Source organism: Streptomyces sp. P9-2B-2 (genome assembly GCF_030406865.1).
GTDB classification, from domain to species: Bacteria; Actinomycetota; Actinomycetes; order Streptomycetales; family Streptomycetaceae; genus Streptomyces; species Streptomyces platensis.
The window spans coordinates 2,767,102-2,786,371 of record NZ_CP129126.1; the positions used below are offsets into that span (position 1 = coordinate 2,767,102).

Genomic DNA, 19,270 nt, shown 5'->3' on the forward strand with positions numbered 1-19,270 from the left:
GCGGCCCGGCGGGCCGACAGGTCTTACACGATCAGCACCAGCCGGGTTGAAGACCAGCCCGGACGAGCATCACACGGGCGGAGTTCTTGTCTCTGGGCGAGACCACTCCGCACGCGGTGCACGTATACGTTCGTTCTGAGAGAGGCAGCGCGTGCTTGGTTCTCGCTCCGCACTGCGCACAGTCCATCGTGGTGTGCGCGGGGTGGACCAGGTGCACGGCCCTGCCGTGCTTGCGGCCCATCTCGACCAGCGCCGCCTTGGTCGCGGCGACCGCGGCATCGGCAGCCTTACGGGCCATCGAGGACTTGGCAAGGAACTTCGGCCTGAAGTCCTCCACCGCCAAAGCATCATGATCACGGACCACGCGCTTGGCCCACTTGCGGGCAGTGTCCTGACGCTGCCGGGACACCTTCTTGTGCAGCTTGGCCGCTTGATGCTTCGCGGCCTGGTAGCCCTTCGAGGCGGGCTGCCCACGCTTGGGCTTCCTGCGCGCCATCATCCGCTGGTAGTGCGCGAGTCGCTGCGCAGCCTTCTTCCCGTGCTGCGGGTGGGGAAGGTCGTGGGCGTCGGATGTAGTGGTCGCGGTCTGCGTCACGCCCCAGTCGATGCCGATCACCGCACCGGTCTCCGGCAGAGCCTGGGTCACGGTGGGGACGACAAAGGACGCGTACCAGTGTCCGATGCTGTCGCGGCAGAGGCGCACGCTGGACGGCAGCTCGGGCAACTCCCGCGACCACACAACCGTCGCGACGATGCCCCCAGCGAGGTGCAAACGGCCGTCTTCCAAACGGAAGCCGCGCCGGGTGTATTCGAGGGTGGGGAGCGCGTCACGCTTCTTCTTGTACTTCGGCATCCCGGCGCGCTGCCGCATAGGAAGCCGTGCCCTGATGTCCTTGAGGGCTTTGGCGCGGGACCTGCCGAAGTCGCGTATCAGCTGTCCCCCAGCTACCGCTGGGAGGTGCCCCCAGCTGCGGAACGCATGCGCCTTCACGCAGCCACTCGGTACGGGCGCGGGCCTCGGTCAGCATCGCGGCGAGCTGCACCGGCCCGCACGTACGCTTCTCCGCGCCTTCGGGACGGGTCTTGTTCCACGCCGACTTGCCTGGACTTGGCCACACACTCGTTCCACAGCCACCGGCACCGGTCCCACTCCGCTTCGAGTACGGCGCAGGCAGTAGACGACACACGAAGACGATAGGCGAACCGCGTGTGCCCGCCACCCGCTGCCTTCGCTTCCGCCGCCATGAACACCAACCTACCCGGGAGGACTGACAGTTGAGAGCTCCTGGCCCATTCTCGGCGCCTCGCCACCGTTGCGGGTGCACGCCGATCCGCCCTGACGGCGAATCGGCTTTCCCTGCCCCGCTCACGCGGGAGCTTCCCTTCCTCACCCGGCTGAAGCCGGGCGTATCCACGAAGGAGTCTCAATGACGACCACCACCCGCCCGCCCGCGGTCCGCCCGGAGGAGTTGATCGGGGCGTGGGAGCTCACCTCCTACGTCAGCGTCGACGAGGGGGGCGCGCTCGGCGAGGGCCCCCTGGGCCCGGCCCCCCGGGGGCTGTTGATCTACAGCGCCGACGGCCGGGTGTCGGTGAGCATGATGCGGGGGGACCCGCCACCGGCGGCCGACCGGGAGGGACCGGTGCCGCGGTTCATGGGGTACGCCGGGACCTGGCGGCTGTCCGGGCGCCAGGTCGTCCATGACGTCACGGTGAGTTCGCACGGCTATCTGGTCGGCTCCCGGCAGACCCGCCGACTGGTGTTCGACGGCGCGCTGTTGACCCTGTCCGGTTCGGCGGGCGCCGCGGGCGGGCCGCCGCAGGAGCGCGTACTGACCTGGCGGCGGGCGGGCGGAGGCCGGCCGTGAGTTACGCCTTCGACCCCGAACTGGCCCCGTTCGCCGCGCGGATGCCCCCGCTGGACTACGCCGACCCGGCGGGGGCGCGGGCCGCGCTGCGTGCGGTGATGGCGCGTCAGCCGGCGTACCGGCCGCAATCCCGCGTGACGGTGGAGGACCGGACGGTCCCGGTGCCCGGCGGGCCCGGGGTGACCGTACGGCTGTACCGGCCGCCGGCCCGCCGCGGTCCGCGGCCGGCGCTGCTCTTCCCGCACTGGGGCGGCTTCCTCACCGGCGACCTGGAGACCTCGCGGACGGCCGCCACCCGGATCGCCGACCTGGTGGGCGCGGTGGTGGTGTCACCGGACTACCGCCTCGCGCCGGAGCACCCGTTCCCCGCCGGCTTCGAGGACTGTGCCGCCGCGCTGGAGTGGACCGCCGACCACGCCGACGAGCTGGGGGTGGACCCCGCCCGGATCGGCGTGGGCGGCTTCAGCGCCGGCGGCGGGCTCGCCGCCGGTCTCGCGCTGCGTTCGCGGGACCGGGGCGGGCCGCCGGTGCGCTTCCTCTACCTGCTGTTCCCGCAGTTGGACGACCGGCTGGCGACCGGTTCCGCCCGGGCCTTCGTGGACACCCCGATGCTCGACCGCGGCAATCTGGTCCTGAGCTGGCAGCACTACCTGGGCGGCGGCGAGCCCTCGCCGTACGCGGCGCCCGCCCGGGCGGCGGAACTGCGCGGGCTGCCGCCGGCCTTCGTCGGGGTGTGCGAGTTCGACCCGCTGCGGGACGAGGGCATCGCCTTCGCCCGGCGGCTGGTTGCGGCGGGGGTGCGGGCCGAGCTGGTGCAGTACCCGGGGACCTTCCACGCCTCCGTGGGCATTGCGCACGCCGCGGTTTCCCGGCGGATGACGGCCGACCAGATCGAGGCGCTCCGGCGCGGCCTGGGGGCGTGAACCGCCGTCCCCGCCACGCGCCACGGCCGGGTGCCCCGGACTCCGTTGAGTCCGGGGCACCCGGCCGCCGTGCGCTTCGCGTCGGCCGCCGGGCCGGTGCCCCGGCGCGGCGGCCGACGGCGGTCAGGACAGCGACCGGGCCCGGTGCAGCAGCCGGGTGTGCTCGGCGACCCGCTGCCCGAGGTGGGCGGCGGTGAGCAGATCGGACTTCTGCATCATGTCCGGGCCGCCGTCGCCGGGCGACTGCGCCATCGCGCCCAACCAGCCGCCGAGCCGGTTGAGTTCGCCCTCACCGCCGCCGGGCAGCAGGTCGAGGTTGACCCAGTGCATGCCGTGCTGGGCGGCCAGGACGGTGAAGTACTGAAGGGTGTTGAGCTTGTCCCCGCTCATCGCGCCGGAGCTGGTGAAGCCCGCGGCCACCTTGTTCTTCCAGACCTGTGTGTACCACCGCCCGCTGGTGTCGTGGGCGAAGGTGTGGAACGCCGGGCTCGCCGAGCCCATGTAGGTGGGCGAGCCGAAGACGATCGCGTGCGCGGCGTCCAGTTTCGCCCAGTGCTCCTCGGTGAGCGCGTCGACCGGGAGCAGCTCGACGGTCGTGCCCGTCACCGACGCCGCACCGTCCCGGACGGCCTCGGCCATCCTGGTCGTGTGTCCGTAACCGCTGTGGTAGGCGATGACGACGGACACCGAGCTGTCGGACATGTGGTTTCCCCCTTGGTGGTTCTGCGTCAACGGTGCCCGCCTGGCAGGCACACGTCCCTCCCCGACGCCCGGCCGAAAACGGGGCGGGCGCCCTGCGCTCAGCCTCGCAGTCGCGCGGCGCCGGGTGCACTCGCCGAGCGAGCTGTTCCACCTGCCCGAAAGAACTGCCCGCCGCGGCGCGAGTGAATAGGAGGGAAGCATTCCGGGTTGCCCGGCACTAAGAGCAGGTTCGCCGCGAAGATGCGATGGAAATCCGGGCACTGTGACCGGGGTCACATCAGTGATAGTGGTTCTGCGACCCCGGCTCCGTTACCTTTCCCAGAAAGTAATTCACCGCCATCCGGCACAATCCACGGGTGACGGTGACGGGGGTTGTAAGGATCGGCGCCGGTCCGGCGACGTGTTGATCCACTGCCGATGCCCGGCATACGGCACGGAATTCACGCCTCCACCGGATTTCGCTGATCACTAAGGGGGGAAATCCGTGAAGTTCCATCTGCTCGGCCAATTCGAGATTGTTTCGCGTGACGGCAGGTCATGCTTACTCAGCAGGTCGAAGGTGAGTCAGGTCCTCGGGCTGCTGCTGATCCAGAACGGCGAGACGGTCGGCGTGGACACGCTGATCGAGGAACTATGGGGGGAGAAGGTCCCGCGCAGCGCGCTGACCACGCTCCAGACGTACGTCTACCACGCGCGGAAGATCTTCGCGAACCTGCCCGGCGGGCATGCGGTGCTGGCCACCAGGCCGGCCGGCTACGTCATCCAGGTGCCCGACGACGCCATCGACGCCGCCGTCTTCGAGGGGCTCGTCCAGCGGTCCCGGCGCCTGCTGGACGACGGGCGCGCGGAGGCGGCGCTGGACCGCCTCGACGAGGCGCTGCGCCTGTGGCGCGGGCCGGTGCTCGTCGGCATGATGCTCGGCAGCGTCCTCGACGCCCACATCACCTACCTCAACGAACTCCGGTTCGCGGCCACCGAACTGCGCATCGAGGCCAACCAGCGCCTCGGGCGGCACCAGGAGATCATCCCGCAACTGCGGCTGCTGGTCGCCGCGAACCCGCTCAACGAGCGGCTGCACGCCCAGCTCATCACGTCGCTGCACAAGTGCGGACGGCGGGCCGAGGCGCTCCAGGCGTACCAGAGCCTGTGGCGGACCCTCGACGCCGAACTGGGCGTCGAGCCGGCGCCCGCGGTGCAACTCCTCCAGCACGCCATGCTGAGCGAGGGGAGCGCGGTGCCGGGCCGGTGCTGAACGGCGGCGGCGCCGGCCCCGGCCGAAGTGGCCGGGCCGGCGCCCCGCACCGGGTCGCGTCGCCGGTGCCTCAGTCGAGGAGGGCGACCACCCTCGTCCACCCGGCGCCCGCTCCGGCGACGGCGACCGGGAAGCACGCGACCGTGAAGCCCGTCGCCGCGGGCAGGTCGCCGAGGTGTGCGAGCTTTTCGAGCTGGAGGTACTCCCGGGTGCGGCCGTAGAGGTGGGCGGGCCACAGGTGGCCGCGGTCGCCGGTGCGCCGGTAGTCCTCGATCATCGACCGCATCGGCCGGTCCAGTCCCCAGGCGTCGATGCCGATGACCCGCACCCCGCGCTCGACGAGGTACCGCGTCGCCTCGCCGGTGAGGCCGGCGTAGTCGGTGAGGTAGCGCGCCGAGCCCCACAGCGCATCGGCCCCGGTCCACAGCAGGACGAGGTCGCCGGGCCGGAGTTGATGGCGGGCCGCGTCCAGCGCCCGCTGGACCTCGTCGGCGGTGATGCCCTCTCCGGCGGGCACATGGCGCAGGTCGAGGCGGACGCCGGGCCCGAAGCACCACTCCAGCGGCACCCGGTCGATGCTCTTGGCCGGGCGGCCGCCGCTGAGCGGGCCGTAGTGCAGCGGGGCGTCCATGTGGGTGCCGGTGTGCGTGGTGAGCGTGACGGTCTCGTTCGAGATCGCCATGCCGTCCGGGAAGTCCTCGGGCGTCAGGCCCAGGACGGTCGCGGCCGCCTCGTGGCCGAGGACCTCCACCGTCACCGGTGTGGCCTCGCTGGCGGTGTCCTGCGTCGCCACGCTGAGGTCGATGAAACGGCTCACTCCGCTCCCCCCTCACGGGCCGGCCGCGGTGCGTCGGTGGTGCGCATGGGCGTTCTCCTGTCCTCGGGCGGCTGAGGGCGGCAGTGTCCGGTGCCGGGATCGAATACGGCTCGAACATGGCCTGGACCCCGCCGGCGGAATTCATCACTCCCCAAAGAAATGCCGACGAATTCACCGGGTGAAGGGCCGCAGGGCGCGAGATATGCAAAGATGCGCCCGACGCGCGGGCACGGTGGGGAACCGCGCGCCCGGAATGCAAGATCCGGAACTGCACGATTCAACAGAGAAATGCGAACACCGGAGGGGGAATCGGCATGCACGCCGATCAGGAAGACGCGTTCACCACGCCACGGGAATTCGGACCCGCGAGCGTCGGACCGGGCGACCGGCGCTATCTGGATCTTGTCTCCGGATTCAATCGGCGCTGGCAGGCCGCGCCCGAGCACATTCGCCTGGTCGGCTCCACGGAGCAGGTCGTACGGGCCGTCCAGGAGGCCGTCGACACCGGAAAGCGCCTCTCCATCCGCAGCGGCGGCCACTCCTACGGCGACTTCACCTACCACGAGGACGTCGACATCATCGTCGACCTCGGGATGATGAACGACATCTCCTACGACCCGCACCGCAAGGCGTTCGCCGTCCAGAGCGGCGCCCAGCTGGGGGAGATCTACGAACGGCTGTTCCGCGGCTGGGGCGTGACCCTGCCCGGCGGGGTCTGCCCCTCGGTCGGCATCGGCGGGCACGCGACCGGTGGCGGCCACGGCCTGCTCTCCCGTCAGTTCGGCTATGTCTGCGATCTCATCGAGGCCGTGGAGATCGTGGTCGTCGACCGGCACCGCAAGGCCCGCGCGGTGATCGCGTCACGGAAGGACACCGGCGACCTCCGCGACCTGTGGTGGGCCTGCTCCGGAGGCGGTGGCGGCAGCTTCGGCGTCATCACCAAGTTCTGGTTCCGCTCCCGCGACGCGTCCGGACACCAGCCGGAGCGCCAACTCCCCCAGCCGCCGCGGGAGGTACTGATCGGCACGGTCTTCGCCTCGTGGGACCAGCTCGACCAGACCGCCTTCACCCACCTGGTCCGCAACCAGTGCCAGTGGTACGCCGACAACAGCGCGCCCGGGTCACCCGGCGAGGCGCTGTGCGGCCTGCTGTTCCTCCAGCACGTGTCCAGCGGCGGGATCGGTCTGCTCACCCAGGTCGACGCCGCGGCACCGGACGCGGAGAAGCTGCTGGAGAGCTACGTCGGCGCGGTGACCGCCAACACCGGCCTCACCGGGCCGTTCCCGTCCCGCCGCCTGCCCTGGCTGGCCTCCACCGTCACCATCGACACCAGCAACCCCACGGTCGAGACCAACGCCACCCTGCGCGCCGCCATCAAGCACGCCTTCCTGCGCGAGCCGTTCACCGACGAGCAGTGCGCCACCATGTACCGGCAGCTGACGCGCCGGGACTACCTCAACACCCCGCCCGGCTCGGCGCTCATCCAGCTGGGCGCCATGGCCGGCGGCCGGATGAACGCACCGGCGCCCTCCGACACCGCGCTGTTCCAGCGCCGGTCGGCGTGTGTGGCGCTGTTCGAGACCTTCTGGACGGAGCCGGCCGAGGACGACCGGCACCTGGCGTGGCTGCGCGAGCTCTACGGCGAGGTCTTCGCCTCGACCGGCGGCTACCCGGTCCCCGGCGACCGCTACCAGGGATGCAACATCAACGCGCCCGACCTCGACATCCTCGACCCCGCGCACAACACCTCGGGAGTGCCCTGGCACGCCTTCTACTTCGGCGAGAACTACCCCCGCCTCCAGCACACCAAGGCCCGTTGGGACCCGACCGACACCTTCCGGCACTCGATGTCGGTCAAGGCCGCCTGACACCCGCCCGCGAGCCGGGCCGAGCCGGTGGGACGGCGCCTGTTGGCGTCGCCCCACCGGCTCACCACGTCCGGCCCGGGGCCGCCAGGGCCACCCGTCATCGGCGTTCGCCCGCCCCGGAGTCCGGCCCGACGCGACCTCAAGTGGTCCTCGAGCCCACCGGACCACGTTGGGCGCATGGCAGCCCTACACGAACACCACACCGAGCACACCCAGATCGTCGCCGCCCCGGCGGACGTGCTCCACGGCCTGGTGGCCGACGTCACCCTGTGGCCGGCCCTCTTCGGGCCGTGCGTCCACGTCCGGCACCTGGAGCGGTCCGAGCGCGCGGAGCGCTTCGAGATGTGGGCCACGGTCAACGGATCGGTCAGCCGCTGGATCTCCCGCCGCACCCTCGACCCGGACCGGCTCCGGGTGACCTTCGCCCAGGAGGTGAGCCGTCCGCCGTTCGCCACCATGGGCGGGGAGTGGCTCTTCCGCGCACTGCCGGGCGGGGACACCGAGGTGGTGCTGCGGCACTCCTTCACCCCGGCGGAACCCGGCGGGGAGACCGTGGAGCGGGCACTCGCCGCCCTGGACCGCAACAGCACCCAGGAACTGGCCGCTCTCGCCCGCCTCGCCGAGCTGGGCCACCCGGTCGCCGACCTCGCCTTCTCCTTCAGCGACAGCGTCGAACTGCCCGGCGCGCCCGCCGACGCCTATGCCTTCATCGAGCGGGCCGACCGGTGGGCCGAGCGGCTGCCGCACGTCTCGCACGTGCGGCTGGCCGAGCCCGCCGAGGGCATCCAGGAACTGGAGATGGAGACGGTGACGGCGGACGGGGCGGCCCACACCACACGCTCGGTGCGGGTGTGCCGCTCCCGGGAATGGATCGCCTACAAGCAGCAGGTGACGCCCAAGCTGCTGCTCGGCCACAGCGGCCTGTGGACCTTCCCCGAGGGCTCCGGCGGCACCGAACTCACCTCCCGGCACACGGTTCTGCTGAACCCCGCTGCGGTCACCGAGGTGCTCGGCCCCGGCCACGGCCTGGCCGACGCCCGGGACATGGTGCGTGCGGCGCTCGGCCGCAACAGCGCCACCACCATGGCGTACGCCGCACAGCACACGGCCCGCGCCCACCGGTGAGCACGGCGGACGCGGGCCGGGGCGGCGCGGCGGTCAGTGCGCGAACAGCAGCCGGTCCTGCCTGACCTGCCGGGACTTGTTCAGCAGTGCGCCCTCGGCGCGGACCAGCACATCGGTCACCACACAGCTGGGCCCCACCTGGGCGTCGGCGCCGGGCCGGGTGTTGATCACCTGGGCGTAGTAGGTGGTGCGCACCGACCCGTCCGGCTGCGGCTCGGCGACGATCATGTTGAACCAGTGCCGGCGGACGACCGGGTCCTGCGCGAAGCGCCGGTGGAACTCCCGCAGCTCGGCGACGATCCCGGCCCGCGTCCGCGCCAGTTGGCCCGGTGTGTGGCTGAACTCGCCGTCCTCGGTGAAGGTGGCCGCGAAGCCCTCGAAGTCGCGCCCGTCCATCAGCTGCATCTGCCGGGCGTAGAAGTGCTGGATCTCGGCGTAGAGGGCGGTGAGGTCCTGGGTGGCTGTCATCGGGTTCTCCTCCGGAAACGGGGCACGGGGACAGCCGCCAACCTGGCCGGGGCGGCTCGCAACTCGCTCGCGGATCGCCCGCAGCCCCCTGGGACCCGGGCGTCCAGACACGTCCCAGCGGTCTTCGAGTGGCCCCGGCCAGGGTGGCGCCCATCGCCCGGGACACGGCCCGGGGGCCCGACCGGGAGGAACCGACCATGCCCCGTACCGACCAGCACGTCATCGTCACCGGCGCCACCAGCGGCATCGGCCTGACCCTCACCGAACGGCTGGCGCAACTGGGCCACCCCGTCTACGTCTGCGCGCGGAGTGCGGACGCCCTCGCCGACCTCGTCGCCTCGCTGCGGGACAAGGGCCTGGAAGTGGACGGCAGCCCCTGCGACGTGACCTCGCCGGAGCAGATCCGCCGCTTCGTCGAGGCGGCCGTCGACCGGTACGGCCCGGTGGGCATCCTGGTCAACAACGCCGGGCGCAGCGGGGGCGGCGCCACCGCGGAGATCGACGACGACCTGTGGTTCGACGTCATCAACACCAACCTCAACAGCGTGTTCCTCATGACCAAGGCCGCTCTGACCACCGGCGGGATGCAGGACCGGGACTGGGGCCGGATCATCAACATCGCCTCGACCGGCGGCAAGCAGGGCGTGGTGCACGCCGCCCCCTACTCGGCCTCGAAGCACGGCGTGGTGGGCCTCACCAAGGCGCTCGGCCTGGAGCTGGCCCCGACCGGCATCACCGTCAACGCCGTCTGCCCCGGTTTCGTGGAGACCCCGATGGCCGAACGAGTGCGGGAGCACTACGCGGACATCTGGGGAGTGACGACCAGCGAGGCGTTCGACCGCATCACCACCCGAGTGCCGATGCGACGCTACGTGGCGACCGACGAAGTGGCCGCCATGGTGGAGTACCTGAGCAGCGACCGGGCCGGAGCGGTGACGGCCCAGGCCCTCAACGTCTGCGGCGGTCTGGGCAACTACTAGCCTCACCCGTCACCCTGGCCGGAGCACCGAACGGACGCCACCCGGGACCGGCGCCGTACGGCAACCACCAGGGGACCACCACCCGGCACAACAACACACCGAGCACCATCCCCCAGCACCACCACCGAGGGCGAAAGGCGCAGCATGACCAACGGACAGCACCACGGCGAGACGGCGCTGGTGACCGGAGCCAACAAGGGGATCGGCCGGCAGATCGCCCGCCGCCTGGCCGCCGAGGGGATGACGGTCTATCTCGGCGCGCGTGACGAGACCCGCGGCCGTGCGGCGGAAAAGGCGCTGGCCGACGAGGGGCTGGACGTGCGCTTCGTGCCCCTCGACGTGACCGTGCAGGCGCAGATCGACGCCGCCGTCCAGCGGATCGAGGCGGAGCGCAGCCGGCTGGACGTGCTGGTCAACAACGCGGGCATCGTCGTGGAGTGGGGAGTCGCGGTGCCGGAGGTCACCGCCGCGCATATGCGGCAGGCCTTCGACGTCAACGTCTTCGGCACGGTGGCGGTGACCCAGGCCTGCCTCCCGCTGCTGCGCCGCTCCCCCGCCGGCCGGGTGGTCAACATGTCCAGCCCGCTGGGCTCGCTGACCTTCCTGAGCGACCCGGAACACCCCATCTCCACCCGCGGACTGCTGCCGTACAGCGCCTCCAAGGCGGCGCTCAACGCGATCACGGTGGTGTACGCCAACGCCCTGCGCGAGGCGGGCATCCGCGTGAACGCCGCCAACCCCGGCCTGGTCGCCACCGACCTCAACGACCGCTCCCCCTTCAGCCGCGGCACCCGCACCCCGGAGGAGGGCGCCGACGTCCCGGTGCAGCTCGCCCTCCTGCGCCCGGACGACCCGACCGGAACCTTCCGCGGCAGCATGGACGGCTCCGCGGACGAAACGGTCCCCTGGTAGCCGCCTGTTGGCGCTCGGTCCGGCGCGGTGGGACGGCCCGCGGCCTCCCAGGCGCGGAACTACAGGCGGCGGACGAGTCGGCCTGTACGCCGGGTTCTGTCGCCCCCGGTCCTTGCGGGCCGGGGGGAGACGGCCATCCATCTAGGGCTGTCGTTGCCGGCAGCCTCGTGCGGTCTACCCGCGGACTCGGGCGGGCAGCCCTCGGTCGTCCGCGCAGGGGCATCAGCCGATGCCCCCTCTTGACCTTGCTCCGGGTGGGGTTTACCTAGCCCTCCGAGTCACCTCGGAGGCTGGTGGTCTCTTACACCACCGTTTCACCCTTACCGGAGGCCGAAGCCTCCGGCGGTTTGCTTTCTGTGGCACTGTCCCGCGGGTCACCCCGGGTGGGCGTTACCCACCACCCTGCCCTGTGGAGCCCGGACGTTCCTCGGGAGGATCCTGAGATCCCCACGCGGCCGTCCGGCCGGCTCGTCCGCCGTGCCGACCATGCTACCCGTAGGGGGCACCCGCCCCTGCCAGACCCGCTACCTGGCCGCTACCGGGGCCGTCCGTGCTTGACCTTGTCGCAGCGGCAACGTTTCTACTGAGCGCATGAGAATCGGTGAGCTTGCAGGTCTGATCGGGATCAGCACCCGTGCCGTACGCCACTACCACCATCTCGGGCTGCTGCCCGAGCCGGAGCGCCGGGCCAACGGATACCGGGACTACGGGCTGCGGGACGCGGTCGCGCTCGCGCGGGTGCGCCGGCTGACGGAGCTGGGGCTCGGGCTGGACGAGGTGCGGGACGTCCTCGCCGATGACGCCGGGCGCGAGCTGCACGAGGTGCTGGACGAGCTGGACGCGGATCTGGCGCGGCAAGAGGAGGAGCTCCGGGTGCGGCGGGCCCGGCTGGCCGCCGTGCGGCGGCAGGCGGCGGAGCACGGCGGGCTGCCCGCCGAGGGGCCCGTGTCGGACGAACTGGCGGCGCTCTTCGCGGAGATGGCGCGTACCTCGGCCGCGCGGCCGGGCCCGGAGCCCGCCGTGGCGTCGAAGGAGCGGGAGGTGCTGGCGCTGCTCGAATCGATGGGAAGCGAGGAGGGGAACAAGCGGATGGTGGAGCTGCTCGGGCAGACGACCGCGGCGCCGGGGGCAATGGAGCGGGCGTACGAGGTGTACGGGCTGCTCGATGCGCTGGTGGACGCCGGGACGGACGATCCGCGGGTGGAAGAGGCCGCACGGGCGCTCGCCGACTGCATTCCGGACCCGATGATCGCGGAGGTCAGCGCGGAGGACTGGGCGCGGGCGGCCGGGCCGGGCGCGGAGACGGACGGCGGCTTCCTGGCGGCGTACTACGCGCACTTCGCACCCGCCCAGGCCCGTGCCGTACGCCGGGCGATCCAGCTGGTGGCGGAGCGTGCGCGATGAGCCGGGGCACCGCGCTGCGCCGGCTGGCCGCCCACGAGGGGCGGTGGCTGATGAGCCTGGGGTGGTGGGTGGCCCGGCGGCGGATCGGGGTCGCGCCCGGTGAGCGGGCCCTGGGGTACGCGGGGGCGCAGGCGGCGATCCTCTACGGGCTGGCCTTCGTCTGCGTGGTGGAGACGGTCGGGATCGGGGTGCTGCTCGCCGGGAAGCCGGTGGTGCACGAGGTGATGCTGTTCATCGATGGGTACACCGTGCTGACGGTGCTGGGGCTTCAGGCGGCGGCGGTCACCCGGCCGCATGTGCTGGGGGCGGCGGAGCTGCGGCTGCGGGACGGCGCGCGCCGGGAGATACGGATACCGCTGGAGCGGATCGCCTCGGTCCGCTACGACCTCCGGTTCGTGCGGGAGCAGCGGGAGGACGGCGGCGAGGTGGCCGAGCTGGCGGTCGCGGGGCAGACCTCGGTCACCGTCGAACTGTCCGAACCGGTGGTGGCCGTCCGGCTGTTGGGGCGGCGGGAGACGCTCCGTACGGTGCGGTTCCACGCCGATGAGGCACGGGCGGCGGTGACGGCCGTACGGGAGGGGATGGCGGCGCGGGCCGGGATCGCCGGGACCCCCGTCAAGCAGGCGTGAAGCGGACCGGATGGTGTCCCGGTTCGGCCTCGGTGAGGCGGACGGGGATGCGGTGGCCGAGGGGGAGGGCGGGGCCTTCGGGGGCGGTTTCGACGGTGCCGATGACGGCCGGGTCGTAGAGGTGGACGGTGCCGTGGGTGGGGTCCTTCTCCTGGATCTCGACGACCAGGGCCTCGAAGATCTCGCCGACCCGGTCGCGCAGCAGCGCCGCCTCGACGAGGTCGACACAGGCCCGCTCCACCTGGTTGGCGCGCTGGGTGCCCAGCTCCATCTCCCGGGGCAGCGCGGGCAGCGCCGTACGGACCCAGTCGGGCGGTGCCGCGCCCGCCGAGGCCGCCAGGCACAGCTCGGAGGTGTAGCGGTCGACCAGGCGCCGCAGCGGCGCGGTGGCATGGGCGTACGGGGCGGCGACGGCGGCGTGCAGGGCGTCGGAGGCAGCGGGCGGGGTGCCGTCGAAGACGGTGTAGCCGGCGCCGCGCAGCAGGGCGGTGCACTCCTGGAGGAAGGCGGCGTGGGTGGCGCGGCGCGGGTCGAGGGTGCGGATCAGCGCCGCGTACGAGGTGTGATGGGGCCAGTCGACGCCGAGCGCGCGGGCGGTCAGCCGGAGCCGGGCGACCGAGCCGTCGGGGGCGGTGGGCAGCGTGCGGAGGATGCCGGTGCCGGAGGCCAGCATCAGCTCGGCCGCGGCGATACCGGTCAGCAGGGAGATCTGCGCATTCCAGGCGTAGGCCGGGAGCGGGGCGCGGTATTCGAGGGTGTAACAGCCGTCGCGCTCGACGATCTCCTGCTCGGGGACGTTCAGGGATATCGCGCCCCGGGCGACCTCCCGCTCCTCGCGCAGCTGTCCGATCTCGCGCAGCAGGGCGAGGGGTTCCTCGGCCGTCCGGTCGTCGAGGATCCGCTGGACGCCCTCGTAGTCCAGCTTGGCCCGCGAGCGGACCAGCGCGCGGCGTACGGAGGTGCTGGTCAGGGCGCCGTCCGCGTCGAGGTCGAGCTGCCACAGGACGGCCGGGCGGTCCCGGTCGGGCAGCAGGCTGGCGGCGCCCTCGCTCAGCACGTACGGGTGCAGCGGGATCCGCTCGTCGGGGAAGTAGAGGGTGGTCACGCGGTGGTGCGCCTCGGCGTCCAGGGCTCCGCCCGGAGTCACGAAGGAGGCGGCGTCGGCGATGGCGTAGTGGACGCGGTAGCCGCCCCTGGCCTTCGATCCGGGCGGTGCCGGGCGGCGGGACAGGAACATCGCCTGGTCGAGGTCGAGGGAGCCGGGCGGGTCGAGGGTGAAGAGGGGGAGGTCGGTGGCGTCCTCCAGGGTGTGCTCGGTCGCCACGGCGCCGTCGACGGCCGGGATCCGCGGGGCGCGGGCCGCGCTCTCCGCCTCGGCCTGTGCCGTGGGCGGGAAGTGGTCCGGGATCTCCAGCTTGCCGCGCAGCTCATGCAGCGCGACACGCAGCGGGGCCTCGGCTGCGTCGGTCACATGCATATGGAGACGGGGCATGACACCGAGCGTATGGCGGGCGGCCGCTCCCGGCGCGCCGTGCGCGTGCCGCCCCGGGTGGGAGGCCGGGTCCGGGCGCCCGGCCCCGGGTGCGAGGCGGGTCCGGTGCCCGGCGCGGTCTTCGCCCGCCCGCCGCACGCTCTACGCTTTCCCGGGGCCGCACCCCGCCCGTACCGCCGTGAAGGAGAACCACCGTGCTCGTGCTGTTGCCGCCGTCCGAAGGGAAGGCCTCCGCGGAGGCCGGGGCGCCGCTGGACACCGGGGCGCTGTCGCTGCCGGGGCTGACCGCGGCGCGCGAGACGGTGCTGGCGGAGCTCGTCGAGCTGTGCGCGGCGGACGAGACCAAGGCCCAGGAGGTGCTCGGGCTCAGCGACGGCCTCAAGGGCGAGATCGCCAAGAACGCGGGGCTGCGGACGGCGGGGACCCGCCCGGCCGGGGAGATCTACACCGGGGTGCTCTACGACGCGCTCGGTCTGGCGTCGCTCGACGCGGCGGCGCGGAAGCGGGCCGAGCGGTCGCTGCTGGTGTTCTCGGGGCTGTGGGGCGCGGTACGGATCGGCGACCGGATCCCGTCGTACCGCTGCTCGATGGGCGTGAAGCTGCCGGGCCTCGGTGCGCTGGGCGCGTACTGGCGGGCGCCGATGGCCGAGGTGCTGCCGGCGGCCGCCGGGGAGGGGCTGGTGCTCGACCTGCGGTCCGCGGCGTATGCGACGGCGTGGAAGCCCAAGGGCGAGGTGGCCGGGCGGACCGCGACCGTGCGGGTGCTCCAGTCGAAGATCGTGGCCGGTGTGGAGAAGCGGACGGTGGTCAGCCACTTCAACAAGGCGACGAAGGGGCGGCTGGTCCGGGATCTGCTGTCGGCGGGGCTCGATCCGGCGGGCCCGGCGGAGCTGGTGGCGGCGCTGCGCGAGCTGGGTTACGCGGTGGAGGCACAGGCCCCCGCGAAGGGCGGCAAGGCCTGGGCCGTGGATGTGATCGTCACGGAGCTGTAGGCGGGGAGGGCGGGGCCTTCTCATGCCCCACACCCCTACCGTTGCAGCATGCGCAACACTCGTTGCGGAGAGTGGGCAACCGGGCGCACGATGAGCGACGTGACCAGCGCCGCCTCCTCCCCCGCGCCCGCCGGCCCCTCCGTTCTGGGGCTCGCCCCCGTCATCCCGGTCGTCGTGCTGCACGATGCCGCCGACGCCGTACCGCTCGCCCGCGCACTCGTCGCCGGCGGGCTCCCCGCGATCGAGGTGACGCTGCGGACGCCCGCGGCGCTCGACGGGATCCGGGCCGTCGCCGAGGAGGTCCCCGAAGCAGTGATCGGCGCGGGCACCCTGCTCACCCCCGGGCAGGTGGCGTCCGCCCTGATGGCCGGCGCCCGCTTCCTGGTGAGCCCCGGCTGGTCGCCGCGGCTGCTGGGCGCGATGAAGGACTCCGGGGTGCCGTTCCTGCCGGGCGTCTCGACGGCCTCGGAGGTGGTGACGCTGCTGGACGAGGGCGTCACCGAGATGAAGTTCTTCCCGGCGGAGGCGGCGGGCGGCACGCCGTATCTGCACTCCCTGGCCTCGCCCCTCCCCCAGGCCCGCTTCTGCCCGACCGGCGGGATCGGCCGGGAGTCGGCGCCGTCCTATCTGGCGCTGCCCAACGTCGGCTGCGTCGGCGGCAGCTGGATGCTGCCGGCCGACGCGCTGGCCGCGAAGGACTGGGACCGGGTGCGCCAACTCGCCCAGGAGGCGGCGGCGTTGGCGGCCTGACGGCGGTGCGTACGGGCACGGGCCCGGCGCCCCCGTCGTCCGGGGTACCGGGCCCGTGCGCGTACGGCGGGTATCTGACCTAAGGGGACGCCCCGCTACCGCAGATGGGACGTGTCGTTCAGCAGCCGTACCGAGGCGTTGCCGTCGGAGAAGTACGCGACCGCGGAGAGCGATGCCGCGGAGAGCTCCATCCGGAACAGCGACTCCGGCGGGGCGCCCAGCGCCAGCCGGACCAGTGTCTTGACCGGTGTCACATGCGTGACCAGCAGCACCGTCCTGCCCGCGTACCGGGCCAGGAGCTTGTCGCGGGCGACGGCGACCCGGCGGGCGACCGTCGCGAAGGACTCGCCGCCTCCGGTGGGCGCCACCTTGGCGGAGCCGAGCCAGGCGTCGAGGTCCTCGGGGAAGCGCTCGCGCACCTCGGCGAAGGTCAGCCCCTCCCAGGCCCCGAAGTCGGTCTCGCGCAGGCCCTCCTCGATACGGACCTCCAGGCCGAGCCGGTCCGCGACCGCCTGGGCGGTCTCCCGGCAGCGCCGCAGCGGTGAGCTGACGACGGCCTGGACCGAGCCCCGGGCGGCGAGCGCGGTGGCGGCCGCCTCGGCCTGCCGGCGTCCGGCGGCGGACAGCTCGGGGTCGGTGCCGCCGCTGCCGGAGAACCGTTTCTCGGGCGTCAGCGCGGTCTCGCCGTGCCGCAGCAGGACGAAGGTCGCGGGCGGACCGAGATCGGGCGCGCCCCAGCCGGCCGCCGGGGCACTCGGGGCGGCGTCCGCCGCCTCCGCCGACTCGGCGGCCTCGTCGGCGGCGCGGGCGGCGGCACTACGGGCGGGCGCGGCGGTGGCGGCGAGGGCCGCCCTGGAGTTGCCCGGCTCCCACTGCTTGCCGATCTTGCCGGCGTCCATCGCCTCGTTGGCGAGCCGGTCGGCGTGCTTGTTCTGCGCGCGGGGGATCCACTCGTACGTCACCTGGCCGGCCGGGAAGACCGACCTGGCCTCGGCGGCCAGCGGCTTCATGTCCGGGTGCTTGATCTGCCAGCGCCCGGACATCTGCTCGACGACGAGCTTGGAGTCCATCCGCACCTGGACGCACGCCTGCGGATCGAGGGCGTGCGCCGCCCGCAGGCCGGCCACCAGCCCCTTGTACTCGGCGACGTTGTTGGTCGCGGTGCCGATGAACTCGGCGGCCTCGGCCAGCGCCTCGCCGGTCTCCGGGTCGAGGACGACCGCGCCGTAGCCGGCCGGCCCCGGGTTGCCCCGGGAGCCGCCGTCCGCCTCGACGATCAGCGTGCGTGCCACGGCCTACAGACCCGAGTCGGGCGTGCGGACGAGGATGCGGGTGCAGTTCTCGCAGCGCAGGACGGCGTCGGCGGCGGCCGCGCGCACGTCGTTGACCTCGGTGATGTTCAGCTCCAGGCGGCAGCCCTCGCAGCGGCGCTGGTACAGGCGGGCCGCGCCGACGCCGCCCTCCTTCGTGCGGATCTTGTCGTAGAGCTTGAGCAGATCGGCCGGGATGTCGGCGACGGTCAGCTCGCGCTCCTTGGAGACCGTCGCGCGCTCGGCGTCGATCTCGGAGTACGCGGCGTCCCGGCGGGTGGCGGCGTCGTCGACCTTGGCCTGGATGGCCTCGACCCGGGCGGTGAGCTCGGTGACCCGCTCCTGGGCGGCCTCCCGGCGCTCCATGACCTCCAGGACGACGTCCTCCAGGTCGCCCTGGCGCTTGGCCAGCGAGACCAGTTCGCGCTGGAGGTTCTCCAGGTCCTTGGGGGAGGTGACGGCACCGGAGTCCAGGCGCTTCTGGTCGCGGGCGGCGCGCTGGCGCACCTGGTCCACGTCCTGCTCGGCCTTGGTCTGCTCGCGGCTGGTGTCGCTCTCCTCGGTCTGCGCGGCGACGAGCAGGTCGCGCTGCTGGATGAGGTCGGCCTCCAGGGTCTGAAGCTCGGCCAGCTCGGGCAGGTTGTTGCGCCGGTGGGCGAGCTGGGTGAGCCGGACATCCAGGGCCTGGATGTCCAGAAGGCGGATCTGGTCGGCGGGCGCGGCGTTCAGCGTGGGGCTCCTGTGGTGTGCGTCGGGGTGACGAGTCGGGTGGACGCCGCGTGGGCGGTCCAGGGGTCGGTGACCGTACGGGAGACATGCGTGCGCAGGCCCCAGTCGTGCCGGTCGGAGACCGCGTCGAGCTGGGCCGCGGCCTGCTCGCACCACGGCCATTCGGTCGCCCAGTGGGCGGCGTCGAGCAGCGCCAGCGGGCTCTTCTGGGTGGCCTCGGAGGCCGGGTGGTGACGCAGGTCGGCTGTGAGGAACGCATCCACACCGGCCGCCCGTACGTCATCGAAGAGGCTGTCGCCGGAACCGCCGGAGACGGCCAGGGTCCGGATCTCGCGGTCCGGGTCACCGGCCGCCCGGATGCCCTGCGCGGTGGCGGGCAGCCGCTCGGCGGCGTGGGCGGCGAGCTCGGCCAGCGTCATCGGATGCGGCAGCTCGCAGATCCGGCCGAGGCCGCGGCGGCCCGCCGGATCGCTCGGATCCGGGACGAGGGGGCCGACGATGCGCAGGTCCAGGGCGCCGGCCAGGGCGTCGGAGACACCGGGGTCGGCGGTGTCCGCGTTGGTGTGCGCGACATGCAGGGCGATGTCGTGCTTGATGAGGGTGTGCACGACCTTGCCCTTGAAGGTCGAGGCCGCGACCGTCGTCGTACCGCGCAGATAGAGCGGGTGGTGGGTGACGAGGAGGTCGGCGCCGAGCGTCACCGCCTCGTCGACGATCTCCTGGACCGGGTCGACGGCGAACAGCACACGGCTGACCTCAGCGCCGGGGTCTCCGCAGACCGTGCCGACGGCGTCCCACCCTTCGGCCCGCTCGGGGGGCCAGAGGGCGTCGAGCGCGGTGAGGACTTCAGACAGTACGGGCACGGAGGGAAGGTTACCCCCCGGCCGTGACATGGCGTCCGGTCCTCCACCCCTGTTCCCCCACCACCTTCCCCCTTAGGGGAACGAGGGAACGCACGGCCCGCGCCCGCCCGCACCGGCCCGGGGCGGGAACCCGGAGCACAACCGCGCCGCCCGGTACCGGCGAACCGGACAACTGCCACTCTTATG

At 72.8% G+C, this 19,270-nt stretch carries 18 protein-coding genes, 1 other RNA gene and 1 pseudogene; 11 read left to right on the top strand and 9 right to left on the bottom strand.

The features are described from left to right. Positions 1–21 precede the first annotated feature (21 nt). Positions 22–1,245 (bottom strand): annotated as a pseudogene (locus tag QT196_RS12040) (transposase); the annotation flags it as partial. Positions 1,246–1,427: 182 nt separating this feature from the next. Between QT196_RS12040 and QT196_RS12045 the strand changes: the two are divergent. After that, positions 1,428–1,868, top strand: a complete 441-nt coding sequence (locus tag QT196_RS12045; RefSeq protein WP_290354881.1) for a lipocalin-like domain-containing protein — start codon at positions 1,428–1,430, stop codon at positions 1,866–1,868. Beyond that, the gene (locus tag QT196_RS12050) at positions 1,865–2,791 is read left to right on the top strand and encodes an alpha/beta hydrolase (RefSeq protein ID WP_266730598.1); all 927 of its coding nucleotides are present in this window, start codon (positions 1,865–1,867) and stop codon (positions 2,789–2,791) included. The genes QT196_RS12045 and QT196_RS12050 overlap by 4 nt, the downstream gene beginning before the upstream one ends. Positions 2,792–2,914: 123 nt before the next feature. Here QT196_RS12050 and QT196_RS12055 read toward each other — a convergent pair whose 3' ends face one another. Further along, on the bottom strand, positions 2,915–3,493 hold the full coding sequence (locus QT196_RS12055) for a flavodoxin family protein (RefSeq protein WP_168478852.1): 579 nt from the start codon (positions 3,491–3,493) through the stop codon (positions 2,915–2,917). A gap of 559 nt (positions 3,494–4,052) precedes the next feature. On the opposite strand from QT196_RS12055, the gene QT196_RS12060 reads away from it, so the two are divergent. Beyond that, entirely contained in the window at positions 4,053–4,745 is a 693-nt protein-coding gene (locus QT196_RS12060; RefSeq protein WP_248001105.1) for an AfsR/SARP family transcriptional regulator, read from the top strand. Between the two features lie 70 nt (positions 4,746–4,815). Here the strand turns inward: QT196_RS12060 and QT196_RS12065 are convergent, their stop codons facing one another. After that, a complete protein-coding gene (locus QT196_RS12065) occupies positions 4,816–5,562 on the bottom strand; it encodes a cyclase family protein (protein WP_168478854.1) in 747 nt (248 codons plus the stop codon). 314 nt (positions 5,563–5,876) lie between these two features. On the opposite strand from QT196_RS12065, the gene QT196_RS12070 reads away from it, so the two are divergent. After that, a complete protein-coding gene (locus tag QT196_RS12070; RefSeq protein ID WP_290354882.1) occupies positions 5,877–7,430 on the top strand; it encodes an FAD-binding protein in 1,554 nt (517 codons plus the stop codon). Between the two features lie 177 nt (positions 7,431–7,607). After that, positions 7,608–8,555 carry an aromatase/cyclase gene (locus tag QT196_RS12075; RefSeq protein ID WP_168478856.1) on the top strand — a complete coding sequence of 316 codons (948 nt, stop codon included), beginning with the start codon at positions 7,608–7,610 and terminating at the stop codon, positions 8,553–8,555. 33 nt (positions 8,556–8,588) lie between these two features. Here the strand turns inward: QT196_RS12075 and QT196_RS12080 are convergent, their stop codons facing one another. After that, positions 8,589–9,023, bottom strand: a complete 435-nt coding sequence (locus tag QT196_RS12080) for a nuclear transport factor 2 family protein (protein ID WP_168478857.1) — start codon at positions 9,021–9,023, stop codon at positions 8,589–8,591. 197 nt (positions 9,024–9,220) lie between these two features. On the opposite strand from QT196_RS12080, the gene QT196_RS12085 reads away from it, so the two are divergent. Further along, positions 9,221–10,003: an SDR family NAD(P)-dependent oxidoreductase gene (locus tag QT196_RS12085; protein ID WP_168478858.1), complete on the top strand. Its 783-nt coding sequence runs from the start codon at positions 9,221–9,223 to the stop codon at positions 10,001–10,003. A 144-nt stretch (positions 10,004–10,147) separates the two neighbouring features. Next, a complete protein-coding gene (locus QT196_RS12090) occupies positions 10,148–10,915 on the top strand; it encodes an SDR family oxidoreductase (protein ID WP_168478859.1) in 768 nt (255 codons plus the stop codon). A 69-nt stretch (positions 10,916–10,984) separates the two neighbouring features. Here the strand turns inward: QT196_RS12090 and rnpB are convergent. Beyond that, an RNA gene (rnpB, locus tag QT196_RS12095) (RNase P RNA component class A) lies at positions 10,985–11,386 on the bottom strand. Between the two features lie 120 nt (positions 11,387–11,506). Between rnpB and QT196_RS12100 the strand changes: the two genes are divergently transcribed. Together QT196_RS12100 and QT196_RS12105 are read left to right on the top strand one after the other, a co-directional pair. Further along, positions 11,507–12,319 carry a MerR family transcriptional regulator gene (locus QT196_RS12100; protein WP_168478860.1) on the top strand — a complete coding sequence of 271 codons (813 nt, stop codon included), beginning with the start codon at positions 11,507–11,509 and terminating at the stop codon, positions 12,317–12,319. Next, the gene (locus tag QT196_RS12105; RefSeq protein ID WP_168478861.1) at positions 12,316–12,948 is read left to right on the top strand and encodes a hypothetical protein; all 633 of its coding nucleotides are present in this window, start codon (positions 12,316–12,318) and stop codon (positions 12,946–12,948) included. Before QT196_RS12100 ends, QT196_RS12105 begins: the two co-directional genes overlap by 4 nt. Here the strand turns inward: QT196_RS12105 and QT196_RS12110 are convergent. Beyond that, positions 12,935–14,440, bottom strand: a complete 1,506-nt coding sequence (locus tag QT196_RS12110; protein WP_168478862.1) for an RNB domain-containing ribonuclease — start codon at positions 14,438–14,440, stop codon at positions 12,935–12,937. The two genes, QT196_RS12105 and QT196_RS12110, sit on opposite strands and share 14 nt — an antisense overlap. A 194-nt stretch (positions 14,441–14,634) precedes the next feature. Between QT196_RS12110 and yaaA the strand changes: the two genes are divergently transcribed. After that, a complete protein-coding gene (gene yaaA, locus QT196_RS12115; protein WP_168478863.1) occupies positions 14,635–15,432 on the top strand; it encodes a peroxide stress protein YaaA in 798 nt (265 codons plus the stop codon). A 90-nt stretch (positions 15,433–15,522) separates the two neighbouring features. Then, the gene (eda, locus tag QT196_RS12120; protein ID WP_266731451.1) at positions 15,523–16,182 is read left to right on the top strand and encodes a bifunctional 4-hydroxy-2-oxoglutarate aldolase/2-dehydro-3-deoxy-phosphogluconate aldolase; all 660 of its coding nucleotides are present in this window, start codon (positions 15,523–15,525) and stop codon (positions 16,180–16,182) included. Between the two features lie 95 nt (positions 16,183–16,277). Here eda and QT196_RS12125 read toward each other — a convergent pair whose 3' ends face one another. Genes QT196_RS12125 through QT196_RS12135 form a run of 3 tightly spaced genes read right to left on the bottom strand, consistent with a single transcriptional unit; the run spans position 16,278 to position 19,084 of the window. Further along, on the bottom strand, positions 16,278–17,474 hold the full coding sequence (locus QT196_RS12125) for a bifunctional RNase H/acid phosphatase (protein ID WP_266730609.1): 1,197 nt from the start codon (positions 17,472–17,474) through the stop codon (positions 16,278–16,280). 3 nt (positions 17,475–17,477) lie between these two features. Beyond that, positions 17,478–18,221, bottom strand: coding sequence for a C4-type zinc ribbon domain-containing protein (locus tag QT196_RS12130; RefSeq protein ID WP_211117581.1), 744 nt, complete (start codon positions 18,219–18,221; stop codon positions 17,478–17,480). Next, positions 18,218–19,084 carry a Nif3-like dinuclear metal center hexameric protein gene (locus QT196_RS12135; protein WP_190145400.1) on the bottom strand — a complete coding sequence of 289 codons (867 nt, stop codon included), beginning with the start codon at positions 19,082–19,084 and terminating at the stop codon, positions 18,218–18,220. Before QT196_RS12135 ends, QT196_RS12130 begins: the two co-directional genes overlap by 4 nt. Positions 19,085–19,270: the final 186 nt, after the last annotated feature.

Bases quoted from the DNA above. Each gene is read 5' to 3' on its own strand.
- QT196_RS12110 (WP_168478862.1), bottom strand. From the start codon at position 14,440: ATGCCCCGTCTCCATATGCATGTGACCGACGCAGCCGAGGCCCCGCTG.
- QT196_RS12085 (WP_168478858.1), top strand. From the start codon at position 9,221: ATGCCCCGTACCGACCAGCACGTCATCGTCACCGGCGCCACCAGCGGC.
- QT196_RS12080 (WP_168478857.1), bottom strand. From the start codon at position 9,023: ATGACAGCCACCCAGGACCTCACCGCCCTCTACGCCGAGATCCAGCAC.
- eda (WP_266731451.1), top strand. From the start codon at position 15,523: ATGAGCGACGTGACCAGCGCCGCCTCCTCCCCCGCGCCCGCCGGCCCC.
- QT196_RS12090 (WP_168478859.1), top strand. From the start codon at position 10,148: ATGACCAACGGACAGCACCACGGCGAGACGGCGCTGGTGACCGGAGCC.
- QT196_RS12070 (WP_290354882.1), top strand. From the start codon at position 5,877: ATGCACGCCGATCAGGAAGACGCGTTCACCACGCCACGGGAATTCGGA.
- QT196_RS12045 (WP_290354881.1), top strand. From the start codon at position 1,428: ATGACGACCACCACCCGCCCGCCCGCGGTCCGCCCGGAGGAGTTGATC.
- QT196_RS12075 (WP_168478856.1), top strand. From the start codon at position 7,608: ATGGCAGCCCTACACGAACACCACACCGAGCACACCCAGATCGTCGCC.
- QT196_RS12055 (WP_168478852.1), bottom strand. From the start codon at position 3,493: ATGTCCGACAGCTCGGTGTCCGTCGTCATCGCCTACCACAGCGGTTAC.
- QT196_RS12105 (WP_168478861.1), top strand. From the start codon at position 12,316: ATGAGCCGGGGCACCGCGCTGCGCCGGCTGGCCGCCCACGAGGGGCGG.
- QT196_RS12100 (WP_168478860.1), top strand. From the start codon at position 11,507: ATGAGAATCGGTGAGCTTGCAGGTCTGATCGGGATCAGCACCCGTGCC.